18 protein-coding genes and 1 riboswitch are annotated in these 14,707 nt (G+C 42.1%); of the genes, 13 read left to right on the plus strand and 5 right to left on the minus strand.

What is annotated here, in order from left to right; all coding sequences use genetic code 11:
* The first annotated feature begins 321 nt into the window (after positions 1–321).
* A riboswitch (cobalamin riboswitch) is annotated at positions 322–447 on the plus strand.
* Positions 448–583: 136 nt separating this feature from the next.
* Together FWE23_10110 and FWE23_10115 are read left to right on the plus strand one after the other, a co-directional pair.
* Complete coding sequence (locus FWE23_10110; GenBank protein ID MCL2845781.1) at positions 584–2,551, plus strand: TonB-dependent receptor plug domain-containing protein; 1,968 nt, start codon at positions 584–586, stop codon at positions 2,549–2,551.
* Positions 2,533–3,609, plus strand: a complete 1,077-nt coding sequence (locus FWE23_10115) for a hypothetical protein (protein ID MCL2845782.1) — start codon at positions 2,533–2,535, stop codon at positions 3,607–3,609. The genes FWE23_10110 and FWE23_10115 overlap by 19 nt, the downstream gene beginning before the upstream one ends.
* Before the next feature lie 60 nt (positions 3,610–3,669).
* Here the strand turns inward: FWE23_10115 and FWE23_10120 are convergent, their stop codons facing one another.
* The gene (locus FWE23_10120) at positions 3,670–5,184 is read right to left on the minus strand and encodes a hypothetical protein (protein MCL2845783.1); all 1,515 of its coding nucleotides are present in this window, start codon (positions 5,182–5,184) and stop codon (positions 3,670–3,672) included.
* Positions 5,185–5,391: 207 nt separating this feature from the next.
* On the opposite strand from FWE23_10120, the gene FWE23_10125 reads away from it, so the two are divergent.
* From FWE23_10125 to FWE23_10175, 11 genes are all read left to right on the plus strand, one after another.
* Positions 5,392–6,366 (plus strand): hypothetical protein, encoded by a 975-nt coding sequence (locus tag FWE23_10125; GenBank protein MCL2845784.1) that lies wholly within the window; start codon positions 5,392–5,394, stop codon positions 6,364–6,366.
* 32 nt (positions 6,367–6,398) lie between these two features.
* The gene (locus tag FWE23_10130) at positions 6,399–6,833 is read left to right on the plus strand and encodes a hypothetical protein (protein ID MCL2845785.1); all 435 of its coding nucleotides are present in this window, start codon (positions 6,399–6,401) and stop codon (positions 6,831–6,833) included.
* 30 nt (positions 6,834–6,863) lie between these two features.
* Positions 6,864–8,096 (plus strand): pyrophosphate--fructose-6-phosphate 1-phosphotransferase, encoded by a 1,233-nt coding sequence (locus FWE23_10135; protein ID MCL2845786.1) that lies wholly within the window; start codon positions 6,864–6,866, stop codon positions 8,094–8,096.
* A 75-nt stretch (positions 8,097–8,171) separates the two neighbouring features.
* Positions 8,172–8,726, plus strand: coding sequence for a 5-formyltetrahydrofolate cyclo-ligase (locus FWE23_10140; protein ID MCL2845787.1), 555 nt, complete (start codon positions 8,172–8,174; stop codon positions 8,724–8,726).
* Positions 8,720–8,929, plus strand: coding sequence for a hypothetical protein (locus FWE23_10145; GenBank protein MCL2845788.1), 210 nt, complete (start codon positions 8,720–8,722; stop codon positions 8,927–8,929). Before FWE23_10140 ends, FWE23_10145 begins: the two co-directional genes overlap by 7 nt.
* A complete protein-coding gene (locus FWE23_10150) occupies positions 8,916–9,353 on the plus strand; it encodes a hypothetical protein (GenBank protein MCL2845789.1) in 438 nt (145 codons plus the stop codon). The genes FWE23_10145 and FWE23_10150 overlap by 14 nt, the downstream gene beginning before the upstream one ends.
* Before the next feature lie 97 nt (positions 9,354–9,450).
* Positions 9,451–9,840: a hypothetical protein gene (locus FWE23_10155; GenBank protein ID MCL2845790.1), complete on the plus strand. Its 390-nt coding sequence runs from the start codon at positions 9,451–9,453 to the stop codon at positions 9,838–9,840.
* Between the two features lie 25 nt (positions 9,841–9,865).
* On the plus strand, positions 9,866–10,594 hold the full coding sequence (locus FWE23_10160; protein ID MCL2845791.1) for a 3-oxoacyl-ACP reductase FabG: 729 nt from the start codon (positions 9,866–9,868) through the stop codon (positions 10,592–10,594).
* A 15-nt stretch (positions 10,595–10,609) separates the two neighbouring features.
* Entirely contained in the window at positions 10,610–11,032 is a 423-nt protein-coding gene (locus FWE23_10165) for a hypothetical protein (GenBank protein ID MCL2845792.1), read from the plus strand.
* A 110-nt stretch (positions 11,033–11,142) separates the two neighbouring features.
* Positions 11,143–11,373: a hypothetical protein gene (locus tag FWE23_10170; GenBank protein MCL2845793.1), complete on the plus strand. Its 231-nt coding sequence runs from the start codon at positions 11,143–11,145 to the stop codon at positions 11,371–11,373.
* Positions 11,370–11,783: a putative toxin-antitoxin system toxin component, PIN family gene (locus FWE23_10175; protein ID MCL2845794.1), complete on the plus strand. Its 414-nt coding sequence runs from the start codon at positions 11,370–11,372 to the stop codon at positions 11,781–11,783. Before FWE23_10170 ends, FWE23_10175 begins: the two co-directional genes overlap by 4 nt.
* A 58-nt stretch (positions 11,784–11,841) precedes the next feature.
* Here FWE23_10175 and FWE23_10180 read toward each other — a convergent pair whose 3' ends face one another.
* The 4 genes from FWE23_10180 to FWE23_10195 form a co-directional block, all read right to left on the minus strand.
* On the minus strand, positions 11,842–12,486 hold the full coding sequence (locus FWE23_10180; protein ID MCL2845795.1) for a hypothetical protein: 645 nt from the start codon (positions 12,484–12,486) through the stop codon (positions 11,842–11,844).
* Positions 12,483–13,625: an SPFH domain-containing protein gene (locus FWE23_10185; GenBank protein MCL2845796.1), complete on the minus strand. Its 1,143-nt coding sequence runs from the start codon at positions 13,623–13,625 to the stop codon at positions 12,483–12,485. The genes FWE23_10180 and FWE23_10185 overlap by 4 nt, the downstream gene beginning before the upstream one ends.
* A gap of 12 nt (positions 13,626–13,637) precedes the next feature.
* Positions 13,638–14,423, minus strand: coding sequence for a CvpA family protein (locus FWE23_10190; GenBank protein MCL2845797.1), 786 nt, complete (start codon positions 14,421–14,423; stop codon positions 13,638–13,640).
* 25 nt (positions 14,424–14,448) lie between these two features.
* On the minus strand, positions 14,449–14,707 hold a 259-nt coding region (locus FWE23_10195; GenBank protein ID MCL2845798.1), incomplete at its 5' end, for a hypothetical protein.

Consider the following 14,707-nt stretch of genomic DNA (forward strand, 5'->3'; position numbering starts at 1 on the left):
AATGCTTTTTGCGATTTCGCCCAATTGTTCTATTGCTTGGGGAGCTTGTTGCGCCACCATTTGCAAATAAACGGTCAGCGCTTCTTTAAGAATTTGTTTTTCGTCATCTGTGAATATAGACATATTTTCTCCTTTTTTATAAATAAAATAATAAATGCCGCAACAAAAAAGGCGGTCTTTGGATGATGTTTGCGCCTATTTTTCAAAAACTAAACACTGCTTAGAACACTGTTTAGTTTTGCCTGAATTTCGTGATTTCAGAAAAAAATCGCAAACAAGCTTCGCCCAAATAGTATTTTCCCCGCAAATGTTTCGCGCGTCAGGGAATTATGTGAAAATCATAAACAATCACAGTTGCCGTGAAAAGCAGAAAATTTATCTTCAATTTTAATGCCACTGAATTTTTTTTGGGAAGGCAGAAGATAAACGCTTTAAGTCGGAAGACCTTCGCGAAACAAAACTTGATGATTTTGCTGATGACAAAATTATTGAAATTTTTGTTTTTTCGGAGTTAAAATTGAAAACCTGTTCGACGTTTTTGTCGATATTTTGTTTTTATTTTTGTTGCTTTGCGCAGATTTCTATGGACACTATGATTGTCGTGGAAAATAAAGACATTGAACGGCAAGACGAGCACATAAGACAAGTAATCGAAAACCGCGACTTTAAAACCCGCGGGCTTGCAAGCGTTTTAGCGTTTGAAAGCGGCATACAAAGAGACAGGCAACGAAGCGTAGGAAGTTTTGAGCGGTTTTCGATACGCGGAATTTCGGGCGACAGGGTGGGCGTTTTTGTTAACGGCGTTTCGGTTGCAAATTCGGGCGGAAGAGCCGTCGATTTATCGCGCTTTAACGGGCTTAATATCTCGCAAATCGACGTTTATCGCAATTTTGTGCCTGCTTATTTGGGCGGCAACACCTTTGGCGGGGCGATAAATATTATTACGGACAATGCCGACGTTTCTTTGCAGGAGTTTTTTCTGCTTTTCGGAAGTTTCGGCGAAATTCACAGTTTTGCAAATATTAACAATATCCCGCTATCCGAGAGAACGAGTTTGTCGCTTTTTTTAGACTTTCATCGTGCAAAAAACGATTTTAAATATCTGGACGAAAACGGGACTTTCTTCGGCATCGGACACCGCGACGACGACACCGTGCGCCGAATGGATAACAACGAATTTTTGGGAGCAACCATTTCGGGAAACGTGAGAAGCAGGCAAAGACGCTTTGACATCGACGGAAATTTCTCGATTTTCGATTCACGCCACGAAATACCGTCGCCCGCGGGAGTGAGATACAGGTTCCGAAACCAAACCGCTTTTGACGCAAATACAGAGTATATTTTCAGTATAAATCAGCAATTTCACAACGCCGCGGAAAGCAGAATAAACCTTGCTTATCTTCTTTCACTCAACGAATTTAATTGGACGTATCGGGACAATTTTGCCTTTCCGTATTCGCTTCTGAGGCGCGGCGGAAGAGGAAAAGTTTCGGCGAAAAACAACGCATTCGACTTCGGGCATTCGCATAATTTCAGCTTGGGAAATAATTTAATTTTTTCGCTGAATAACACGGGGCGCTACGAAAACATTGTCTATTCCAACGACATTACGGGCTTTAACATAAGCGACAGAGAAGTGAGCCGACTGAATGCCGCGCTTTCGGGCGATTTGAGAATTTTTACGCCTGCTCCCGAAATAATTTTGGGTGCGACAATTCGCGGATATTCCGACAAAATAAGCAGTTGGGAGCGCGGTTTTGTTTATCGGGACATTGTTGACACCGCAACTTTTGAGCACGATAAATCGTTTCGCTTAAGCATAAAAAACGACTTTTTGCGGGCGCCGATTACAGTTTTTGCGGATGCGATTTATGCCGAAAAGGTGCCGAATTTAAGGCAAAGATACGGATTTTTCGGCATTATTCCGAGCACCGATTTGCGCCCCGAAAAAATATATTCTTTTCAGATAGGCGCGCTTGCCGACATTTTTTCCGTAAGAACAAGAACGGCGTTTTTTGCGAATTTCTGCGAAGACCTCATAAGAATTGTGTATTTCGGCAATGTCGGAAAGGCGCTGAATGTTTCAAATACGCGAAATTTCGGCTTTGAAAACGATATTTTTTGGAGAGTTGCGCCAATACTTGAATTATCCAACAATATAACTTTCCAAAACCCGCGAAATTTAAGCGAAAAAAGCACGAGAGACCTGTATATTCCCGCCGAATCCAAACTCAGAATAAATTCGCAGGCGGAAGTCGGCGATTTTGCGGGGTGGTCGCTGATTTCGCGGTATTCGTATTTGTCCGCGTATTATCACGATTTGTTTAATGTTCATCGAGTTCCGTTTAACGACAGTATGCGGGGCTTATCGTTTTTTTCATTTATATTGCAACATCAAAGAAGAAGAATAACAGCGCAGGTAGGCGTTTACGACATTTTGGCGAGCGGAAATTCGCCCGAAAAATTAACGGCGTTAGAAAGCGGATATTTTCCTATCAGGTATCCGGGAATGACTATAAAAGGGAGTGTTTTATGGACTTTAAGAAATTAAAGTTAATGTTTGCCGCGATATTAGCGGCAGTTGTGTTGATGGGGTGTTCGGAGGATAATTCGGGCGAAAAGGAAATTATGACAAGCCGCGACATTGCTTGGGTGCGAAACATTATTATGGATTTTGATGCGCCTGAAGGCAGTCGCTTGGCGGACATTAAATGGCACAACGGAAGAATTTATGCGGCGTTGCAACATTTTGGCGGTTGGGTTCCCAATGCAAACTCAACAATCTTGGAACTTAACGAGCAAGGAACTGTTTTGCGGACATTTACGAGCAATTTTATGAACGTCAGTGAAATTCATATTCGCGGCAATTATTTATTTGTTGTAGATGGTGGTGCTTCGTGGGCAGATATCGATGGCGGAATAACAAGAATCAGCCTTACAACTGACGACGGAAATCCGACAACTATTTTAGACGGACAGACAATCGAAGCTAATCCTGAACGAATGGTATTTATTTCGAACAGCGAGGCAATTGTTTTGTTGTCGGAGGGTTGGGGAGATTCGTTTGCAGCAAGATTTGATTTGAACACAGGAAACGTCGACAGCGCTATCGGCGGAATAAATCCTGTTTCGTCGATTTCTCTGAATACGAGCACAAATACTTTGTGGCTTGGCGCCGCAATTCCTCTTATTACGACTGAAAATAAAGTTTATGCGTTTTCGTTGGCAAGTAATAGTATTGTCGGAGAAGCTACAACATTGTTGCCAATATATTCGGTTGCATCGGCAGGCGGCACTACTTTGACCGTAGAAAGTGATTTTTCGGCAGGACATTTCGGCTTGATTTTCGGCACGGCAAACTATGAAGAGCAAGAAGTTATCGATAAAGATGCGATAGTTCGTTTTGTTGACGGAAACTTTTTTATTTTGGAACGTAGCAACTCCGGCGCATTGATATTTTTGACGAATGACGGCAAAATTATCAGACAATTACCTTTTGAGGCTCAGGCTTTTAACCCCAACGGTATAACAGGAAACGGAAGCGGGCGAATTTTTGTAGGCGCACAAGAAGATTTAACAATTGCAGAGTTTCGGGTGTCGGAAAGATAAGATAATTCATAAACAAAACAGGCGGTTGTTGCCGCCTGTTTTGTTTTCTCGTATTCTATATTACCGCCTTACGCCTATTCTTGCCTGATAACGGTGTATTCTTCCGCTTATTCCTGTCGCCTCAACAATAAGCAAATAAGTCCCGCTTGCGACAAATCGTCCTGCGTTATTTCGCAAATCCCAAACAAATATATCGGTGTTTCTTCCGTTTTTATCAATTATTACATTGCCCAAAGCGTCGAAATTTTTCAGATTTATCTGCGATAATTCGGGAGTTATTACCGAAATCCGCGCAATATCCGAGACGACTACGTTTTCGAGAATAATGCCGAAGCGGGCGTCGCGAGGGCGTTGATTGTCGCGGATTGATGTTTCGTTATTGTTGTCGCTCTGCAAATGCGGAAAGCCTTCGTTTATTTCAGGGACTATTGCCCAAATCCTACCAAAATCCCAAGTGATAAAATTGCTTTCTCGTCTTAATTGCGTCGCTGTTCTTGCTCCCGAATTAGAGCAATATGTTCCGTTGTCCAGATTGTTGCCTACAAACAGATAAGACATATTTTCCAGAGAGTAGGAGTTTTCTATTGTGCCGCTGTTATGACTGACAAGTCCGCCAATGTCGCTACTGCCGCTAACCGTCCCGTAAGCGCTGCTGTTCTCTATTACTCCCGCGTTGTATCCGACTAAGCCGCCAAGCCAACCAAAACTCCATTCTGAAATCAAAAGATTTCCCGAAACTCTGCAATTTACAATTCTTCCATTGTTTATATCAACCAAGCCTCCGGCGGTATGGGCGTTTATTGCGACATCAACTTCAACTCCAAGATTTTTAATTACTCCGTCGTGCCCCAAATACCTGAAAAGTCCTTGGTTGCGAATTCCTCCGATGGTTTTATTGTTGCCGTCAAAAGTGCCGTTAAATAAAAATGTGCCGGAAAAATCCCCCAAAAAAACTCTGCCGATGCCGACCCAGTTTCCGCTTTCAATATTTATGTCGTTTGCGAGAGTAATTGTTCGCCCTGCAAAATCGTTTCCGTTATTAACCATAGTCGCAAATCGCCTTAAATCTTCTTCGTTTCTTATGGTAATCGGTCGCCAGCCGTAATCCCAATCGCAAAAAGGTTTAAATTCGTCGGGAATATCGCTTTCGTTCTCAAATACAAAATAAATGCTTTCTATTATCAATTCCGCGCGAGTGTCTTTTTCGGTATTTAAGTGAAATGAAAACGCCGACGCATAGGACAGCGCCTCTTCTTTGCTTACATCAGGCGTTCCCCAAGCGGGCACTACCATATCGGCAACAAATAATTCGACGTCCAAAACCGAACGTCCCGAATTAAAACCCTCTCCTATAGCCCAGCCCCAATGCGCGTGGTTTGTGGTGTTATGGCTTTCAATATGAACCATTACCGAACCGGTGATATATCCTTTAATTCTTACGCTTTTTAATTTGGAAAGGTCAATTTGCGGATTGTCGAATTGAGCTCCTAAGAAAGGAGTTGCGATTGCGGCAAAGTAAAAATCTCCGGGGGTTAAGTTTTCGCTCGCCTCATTCGCGTCAAGTGCGACTACCAAAATTGTTTGCTGTAAAATATCCGAGATTGTTTGAGTGAGAAATACTTTATTTAAATAGCCTAAAATTTGCATCCGATAAAAAATAATATATCGCCAAAATAAAAAACAAGATTTTGCCCTTTTTTATCTGAAAAACTACATAAATTTTTTACTGCGTTTGCGCAAATAGTATTTTCCCTCAAAATATCCTCTGACGAAAGGTGAAAGATGGGTAAAAATAATTCAAAAAACGAAATAATAAGGGCGCTTACACTTCTGGCGGCTCTTGTAGTTGTATTTGGAATGATGAGCAATATGGGAAAAATTACCGAAACTATAACAATAATGCTTACACCGCGTCAATTCGACTTTGAGGCTTTGGAAGCGGCTAATGTGCAACGTCAAGAATATTACGACATTGTCGCAGGATTTTGGGAACATTCGAGCGACACATTATTCGACAGAATTGAGTTAATGGACGACGGAATTATCTGGCAATATACAAAAAAGATGTTTATGATGCCGAATGGTCAAATCGATACGCTCAAGCGAATTTCCACTTCTTTTTTATATCCTGTGAATTTTGAAGAAGAAAACAATTCGGCAATGTCGGACTTGCGAATGATACGCGAAGTTTGGATTACGCCCGACACTTGCTTCGGACGGCGCACATTTATGGATTACGCAAGCACGGCGTTTTCGGCGGATGACGACATCTTGTTTTTTAACGGCGTTCCATACACGCGTTTTGAGGGCGATATTCGTGAATTTTTCCCTGTCGGCGCGCTTAATCTTTTGCGCCCGAACCCTATAACTTTTGCAATGCCGTCCTGCAATATGAGCGCTCCCTTGCGTAATTGGCTCAGCCGAAGAATAGTAAACAGTTTTGAGGGACGTCAAATTCCTGCCGCCGAAATCAGCGCGGAGCGAAGAAATTTGCTTGAAAATTACTTCATTCCCCTGTCTTTAAGCAGAATGGAGTCGCGTTTTAAAGCAGGGCAAGAATTGAATATAAATTTAAGGATAATAGTTGCGCCCGACGGTGGCGTCGATACGGTTTTTGTTCGCGGACAGGGTTTTGGGTCGCAGGCAAGCAGATTGCCGATAACCAACGAAATTATGGGTTGGAGATTTCCCGTAGCCTCAGACGGACAACAGAGCGCCGACACGCTTAGATTTATCGGAACGTTTATTAAAAGATAAAAAACAAACCAAATAAAAAGGATTACAGAGAAATGGCAAAACACATAGACCCAAAACAGATTTCGACAGATATTCAGAACGAAATTATGAAAAAACAGCAGGCGATTATTCGTCAGTTCCAAAAACCGCTTTCGCAGGGGCAAAACCAGCAAAAACTTCAGGATTTTATTATGTCGGGAAAGCCTATCGGAAGTTCCGCCTACTTGGAATTGTCGCCGATGTTGCAGGAAGTTGTTATGAAACTCAACCTTTCGTCCATCGAAATTCTGGCGAAAAACGAGAAAAATCCGTTCAAAAAACTGCGATTTAAGGTAGCGTTGTTTGCGACAAAAAAAATGGCGGACGCAGGCAAAGCAAAAAAAGAATTGCAGAAAAATAAAGACAAGAAGAAACAGGACAAAATTGCGACAGCACAAAAATCGCAAGCAACAAAAGATAAAAAAGAAAAAGCGACAAAAAGCAAATAAACAAACCATTTTCAATAAGGAGTTTTTGGTATGTCGAATGTAAAAAGAGTAGCGTTTTTAACTGCGGGCGGACTTGCCCCTTGTTTGTCGAGCGCGGTCGGCGGATTGATTGAAAGATACACGGAAATTGCTCCCGATGTCGAAATTATCGCATATATCGGCGGCTACAAAGGACTTTTGCAGGGAAATTACATTAAAGTCGGAAAAGAAGCTCGCGAAAACGCAAGATTTTTGCACGAACACGGCGGAAGTCCCATCGGAAACAGCCGCGTGAAACTTACAAATGTTAAAGATTGCGTAAAAAGAGGCTTGGTTAAAGAAGGCGAAGACCCGCTTAAAGTAGCGGCAACCCAACTCACCAAAGACGGCGTTGACGTTTTGCACACCATCGGCGGCGACGATACAAACACCACAGCGGCGGATTTGGCGGCATATTTGGCGACAAATAACTACGCGCTCACGGTTGTAGGTCTTCCCAAAACCATCGACAACGACGTTTTCCCGATACGTCAATCGCTCGGCGCTTGGACGGCGTCTGAGGAAAGCGCAAAATATTTCAGAAACGTTGTTGCAGAGAACTCGGCAAACCCAAGAATGCTTATCATTCACGAAGTTATGGGCAGAAACTGCGGTTGGCTTACGGCGGCGGCGGCGGCGGACTATCGCAAATTGATCGCAGGCGAAAACTATCTTCCCGAAATGGGCAACGAGATGGCAAAAATCGACGTGCACGCAATTTTCATTCCCGAAATGGAGATAAATATCGAAGAGGAAGCGGCGCGCCTCAATAAAGTTATGGACAAAAACGATTGCGTAAACATCTTTATTTCAGAGGGCGCGGGCGTTGATGCAATAATTAAACAAATGGAAGCCGCAGGGCAAGAAATTCAGCGCGACGCTTTCGGACACGTTAAATTGGACACAATTAACCCCGGCAAATGGTTTGGCGACCAGTTCGCGAAAATGCTCAACGCCGAAAAAGTGCTTATCCAAAAATCAGGATATTACGCAAGAGCGGCGGCGGCAAATACGCGCGACTTAAACCTCATTAAATCCTGCACGGATTTGGCGGTTGATTGCGCGCTTCGCAGAGAAGGCGGCGTTATCGGACACGACGAAGACCAAAACAACGTTTTGCGCGCAATAGAATTCACCCGAATAGCAGGCGGCAAACCGTTTAATATTGATACCCCGTGGTTTGGCGACCTTTTGAAGAATATTGGTCAGACAAAAGGCAAGAATATTGCTAAAGCGGGTCATTGATTTTTAGAATTCATAAATAGCAAGGGCGGACTTTTTGTTCGCCCTTGTTTTATTAAAATTGAGACAGAGCAAAATATGAAAACCAAAACAACCTTACGCAATTACTATCGCGAACTCCGAAAAAGCATTTCCGGCAAAGAAACCCTGTCCGAAATTATCTGTTCGCACGTAAAATCGCTCGAGATTTACCGAAAATCGACCGTTCCGGCTCTTTATTGGGCGAGCAAAAACGAAGCGGCTCTTTTGAAAATCTGTGAAGAACGCGGGAAAAACGGGGTTAAATTCTGCCTTCCGAGATGTCTGGGCGAAAACGGTGAAATGGAGTTTTTTGAGGCAAATCTTAACGAAATGTCGCTTGATTGCCATAATATTCCGTCTCCGCTTGCCGAAAAACGTATTTTACCTCAGGATTTGGATTGCATTTTCGTTCCCGCGCTTGCTTTTGACCTTTTGGGAAATCGCCTCGGACAAGGCGGAGGGTATTACGACAGATATTTGAAGGGATGCGTAAATGCAACAAAAATCGGCGTTTGTTTTGGGGCGCAAATCTCGCAAATTCCGCTCGAAACAAGCGAACACGACGTAAAAATGGACTTTATCATTAGCGAAAAAGGTGTGATTAAATGCTGATATTGCAAATAATTTTGGTTTTAGCGGCAATAATTGTTTTGTTTGTTATCTTTTTGCCGAACAAAATAGAGCTTAGATTTTCCAATAATTTTTTGGAATTTCGCTACAAAAACCCATTTTTCAGCTACGCGTTTAAGCCGAAAGACGTTTCGGACGCGCTTGGCGACCATAATTTGGAGGAGGACGATTTTGACAAAAAATGACGAAACAAAATCCTCTTTGGAATGGCTTTCCTCGTTTAAGGATTTGTGGGAAAAAGAAGAAAAATTGGTAAAAGCGTTGCTGAAATTTGTGGTAAAAGTCATAAAATTATCGCTGAAAATACTAAAACCGTCGAAAATTGAATTTAATTTATCGGGCGGCTTTGAAGACCCTGCGGAAACGGGTTGGTTGAGCTCGGTTTTTTTAATGATAAACTCGTTTTTTGAGGACAATAATTGCGTGCAAATCAGTTTTGCGCCGAATTTTATCCAAAAAAAATGGAGATACAGCGGCTCGGTTGCTTACAATTTTTCAATCGCAAGACTTCTTTTATTTGTGCTTTCCATTCTCTTTTTTATTCCGTATCTAAAAATTATAGGGGCGCTTTGGCGAAATCGAAAATATGTGTTTCGCAAGAAAAAGTGAGGCAAATCGCTCGAAAATTTGCTTTTCGCAGTGGAAATATCATATTTTTATGTGGAAAATTTAAACTTATTTATTATAATAAGGAAAAGGAGAACAGATGAAAAAGATTTTGATTATTTTATTGTGCGCCTTTGCGCTTTCGTTTGCTTGCAGACCGGGCGATGGACACAATCACGGAACGCGCGCGCCGATATTTTCGGGAGCTTGGTGCGTGGTGGACGATGATTTGAGAATTGACTTTATCGGAGCGGATTCGGTCAAATTTACGTCGGAAAGCGATCCAAGCGTAAACGGAAGCGGTAAATTTTCGTTCGACGACACGCATCTTCGCGCGGAATTGCAAAATTCGGGAATGACAATGAAAATTGTTTACAAATACACGCAAACGCCTGCCGGTCTGAGAGTTATAACAGAGCTTCTCGAAGTAAACGGCTCGGCGATTAACGCAAATCCCGACCCGATTGCATTGGTCAGATGCAGACAATAAAAAACAAAACCGAAAGGGTATAAAAATGAGCAAAAATTACATTATAACAGGCGGTTCTCGCGGAATTGGAAAAGCGATAGTCGAAAAACTTGCGGCGGAAGGGCACAACGTCGTCTTTAATTACAACGCAAGCAGTGCGGCGGCGGACGAAATCGTGAAAAATCTGTCAAAGGACGGAATTACGGTAAAAGCGTTTCAGGCGGATGTGTCGGATTTTGAGCAGGCGAAAAAATTCATTGAAAACGCAAGAGAAACTTTCGGCGGAGAAATAGACGGACTTGTGAATAACGCAGGCATTACCCGCGACGGTCCTCTTGCAATGATGGAGCAAAAAAACTGGGACGACTTAATCAACATAAATTTGACGGGATATTTTAATGTTACGCGAAACACCGTTATGGACTTGGTAAAAAGCGCGGGCGCAATCGTGAACATAACCTCGGTAAGCGGCGTTTCGGGCATAGCGGGGCAGACAAATTACTGCGCAAGCAAGCACGGAATAGTCGGATTTACCCGCGCGCTCTGCAAAGAATTGCGAAAAGTCCGCGTAAACGCTGTCGCCCCCGGTTTTATAGAGTCCGATATGACGGCGAAACTTACCGACGAATACATAAAAGAAATGAAAAAACAAATCCCGCTGAAACGCCTTGGCAAACCCGAAGAAGTCGCGGAATTGGTGTCGTTTCTGCTTTCGGATAAAGCCGCGTATATTACGGGGCAAGTATTTACGATAGACGGCGGTATGACCGCGTAAGTAAAGGAGTAAATTATGCAACGAAGTAAAAACACTTGTGTTTTTCGAATAATTTTCTTGCATTCTTTGTTTCTGTTGTTTTTTGGCTGTGGAAATAATTCCGTTCAGCAGTATTCAAGGCTTTCGCAGGTCGAAATTGAAGCGCGCATAGAAGCGGCGCGTTTGGCTGATTCGCTATTAAATTTTTCGAGCATAATGGAAGAAGAGCGAGATTTGTCGGGCGCGTTTTCGGGCGTTCACGTTCACGGTCTCAGGGGTTCGGGAAATTTGGCGTTTGACGCTCACCAAGACCCCGCGGCGACTCGTCGTCTGTTGCAAAGTTCCGCAATACTTGCCGAAAGATACCGAGAAATGGCTCCCCAAGTAGAAGAAGCCCGCCGAAGAATGATAGCCTCCTTCAACGAAGCAAGAAAAGAAGAAGAGCGACGGTTGTATTAAGCATTCGCCGCAAATTTTGCGGCGAATAAACAATCTTTCACCGCAGAATTTGCGGGGAACGAGAAGAATGGAATATATTTACGAAAAAAAACACTAAAAAAGGAAATGCTATGAGCGTAGCCGTAATACATTCACCTTTAAATGAGATGCAACAGCACTTGTTGCAGATGTTTGCATATAACAAGCGCGAAGAGGGCTTGAAAGAAATGCAGTCCGTGCTTTTCAATTATTATCGCGATAAATTGAAAATGCAAACGCGCGAATTTTGGAAAAAAAATCAATTCGACAGCGCAAAGATGGACGAAATTATGTATGGACACAACCGCGTTTCAGCCCAATGAAAATCATATTAGACACAAATTGTTTATTGCCTGCTATTTTTGAGTATTCGCCGCACTATTGGATATGGGAAGCGTTCGAAAACGGTAAATTTACATTATGTTGCAGTACCGAAATACTTGAAGAATACGCAGAGATATTAGCCCAATTTTATTCTGTTGAAATCAGCGAAAGCGTGATAAATACGATTACAAACGCCTATAATTTTTTAGCAATAACTCCGCATTACAAATGGAATTTGATTTCTGCAGATCCCGATGACAATAAATTTGTAGATTGCGCGTTGAATGGCGGAGCTGACTATATTGTTAGCAACGACAAACATTTCAACATTTTGAAAGAGACAGATTTTCCTTACGTTGAAGTTGTGAACAGTGAAAAATTTAAGCAACTTATATCGCTGTCTGTTTAGGGGTGTTAAAGCACTATTCGCCGCAGAATTTGCGGGGAATGAGGGTTATCTCGTCAAATTATTTTTTCAGAGACAAAGCCAATTCGGTTAAAGATGTGTTCAATTTGTTCAAAAGATTATCTAAATCCTCTTTTGTGTCGGATGTTATCTGTGCATAAATCTTGTCGCAATCGGATACAATTTGCTCGTAAAGTTGTGATTTTGCTATATTTCCGACTTTCGGCAGGGAATATTCGAGTGTATCTTTTGCTCTTTTTATTAGTTTCAGCGTTTTTTCTTCGAGGTCGGACTGTTTTTCGCAAATTGTTAAAAGTGCCGCTAATTGTCGCGGGGTTTTTAGGTCTTCGCGGATTTCTTCCATTCCCGATTTTTGCAACTTTGGCGCTTGAAGCGTCAGAAAAACGGTTATTGATGTTGCCGCAACAGTGAGTATTTGCATTATCACAAATGTTTTTATCCTGTCTTCTTGCGACATTGAAAAAATCGGTGTTAAAATCGTTGAAAATATCGGCGCATTAAAGTTTGCCCAAAATTCTGAAATTACGGGAATGCTGAAAACGCCGAGAATATTTGTCAAAAAATCAAAATGCTCTTGTCGAGCTATAAGCAAGGTGAAAACCAAGAGTAGCGAAAACAAAATCGCCGCCGCAATTGTTATTATTGCCGCAGGATAAACTCCCGCCGATTTTGCGGAAAACTTCACAATTCCTCCAAGATTTTTGCTTTTTTCGCACTAAATTCTTCGTCTGTTAAAATGCCTTGTTCGTGCAGTTGTTTTAATCTTATTAACTTGTTTTCGGGTGTGTCGGCAGATGCGGGCGGAAGAATTTGCGCTCTTTTAGCGTTATACTCTTCTTCGGTCAGAACACCTTGCTCGTACAAATTTTTTAGCGCCGCCAATTTGCCGTCGATAGTAGTTGCTGTCGCGGTTGGCTGAGGAATAGGCGGCGAGTTTTGCATAACACTTTGAGCCATCTGGTTTCCAAGCGGAAGCCCTGCGCCAAAGCCGAGCCCCATTCCGACCGCAGAGCCCATAATTCCGCCTGCCGCTCCCGCGTTTCCTGCGGCGGTGTTTAAGACCTCGTAATTTTTGATTGCGGCAAAACCTGCTCCGATATTCACTTTGCTCAGCTGTTCCGCTTCCATTTTCTTTGCAAAAACCTCTTGGATTTTCTTCATTTCTTCGGGAGCAATGTTTATGTTGCTTATGGTGAAATTCGTGAGATTTATGCCGTATTCTTCAAAGGTTTCGCGTAAATGAATGCTTGTTCGTTTGGAAACGTCGCTTAATTTTGCGGTAATTTCTAAAACAGAAAGTCCCGTACCTATAAATTCGCTTATGGTTTGCGACACTTTTTCGACAATATCGCCAATAAAATCCGACATTACCTTTTTACTGTTTACTTCGATTTTTGCGCCGACTATCTTTTTGAGAAACTTTTGCGAGTCCTCAATCTGAAAACCCCATTGACCAAACGCGCCAACGTTTACGGGATAGCCGAGTTTCGGCTCCATAATGGGTATTCGTTGGGTTGTTCCCCATTTTTCGTTGCGTTTTACGGTTTTATTGATAAACCAAACCTCGGCGGTAAACGGGGTTTGACCGCCAAAGGGCAAGTTTACGAGTTTTCGTAAAAGAGGAATGTTGCCGCTTGTTATTGTGTGCGTTCCTGCGGTGAAAGCGTCGAGAGCAACGCCACCTTTTTCGAGGATTGCTTCCAAGCCCTCGTTTACGATTAGTTGAGTGCCGTAGCGCAGTTCCCAATTATGCTCCGAGCCAAATTTTTCAACGATGAAATTCTCGTCGTATTGGTCGTATTTTACGATGTCGATTAACGCCACGGCAACCTCCTTTTACGCTTGTTTTTTCTCGCGAAGTTTCTGTTTCATCGCTTGGACGATGTTGGCATTTTCTTCGGTGTTTTTCATAGGCGCATAGAATTTTGCATTCGGAACAATCAATTCAAATGCCGCTTGTTTATCACTTCTTTCTGCATAAACAGATGTCACATCTTTGTAGAAAAACTCCTGCGTAATGTCTTTCTGCAAATTTTTGTCAAAATGGCAGTCGTGCGAGTAAGTATATGTTTGAGTGTCAGAGAAAAATAACCAAGATTTAGTGTAGCACGAACTAACTAGTTTTCCGTTTTCTCTTACTTTTGAATATTGAGCAGAAACAAAATTATACCCCTCAAAGCACACTGGAGCAATTTCTTTTACCTCATCTTCGTCTAACCCAAGTTCTGTTAATGCTTTTTCTTTGGTGACGTTTGAAGTTTTACTTTTTACCAAATTGTCGTATTCCGTGTCTGTCATCAATCTGTTAAAAAAAAGAATTATGTAGCCTACAACAAAACCAATTGTGCCACCAAATACGGCAGTCAATCCTCGAAACTCTCCAGACAACAAGGCAACAACAGCTCCAATAATAACAAAAGTGGCTATTATTGATATTGTACTTGGTTTTTTTGCATCAAAGTATTTTTTAACTTTGTCCATTATTTTTATTTCTTGATTACCCACAAGTGCCGCAAGATTTTTACTCGTTTTGTTCTTTTTTAAACGATACACTAATACAAATACCAGCAATGATAATACCAGCATTGGTAATAATGAGATTAACCCTCCATCTATTTGCATCTTACCCTCCTAAGGTTTGTGTTTGTTAAAATTCCTCCGGTTTTGACACTTTTAAGATGTCAAATAATTGCACTTTATCGTTCTCGGAAAGTCCAATCTCAGCCGCTGTAGCCAAACATTCGTTGTAATTCGGCGCGGTATTGAATTTTTTCCTGAAAAAGTAATCGTATTTAATGTATGCCAAGAAATAGAAATATATTCCTCTCGGCTCCAACGCCACAGCGGCGTTTATGTATTGTTCTATTTGGTCTATAACGGGTCTTTGCGTTAAAAACGCCTTTTTG

Source organism: Chitinivibrionia bacterium, assembly GCA_009779925.1.
GTDB lineage: Bacteria > Fibrobacterota > Chitinivibrionia > Chitinivibrionales > Chitinivibrionaceae > WRFX01.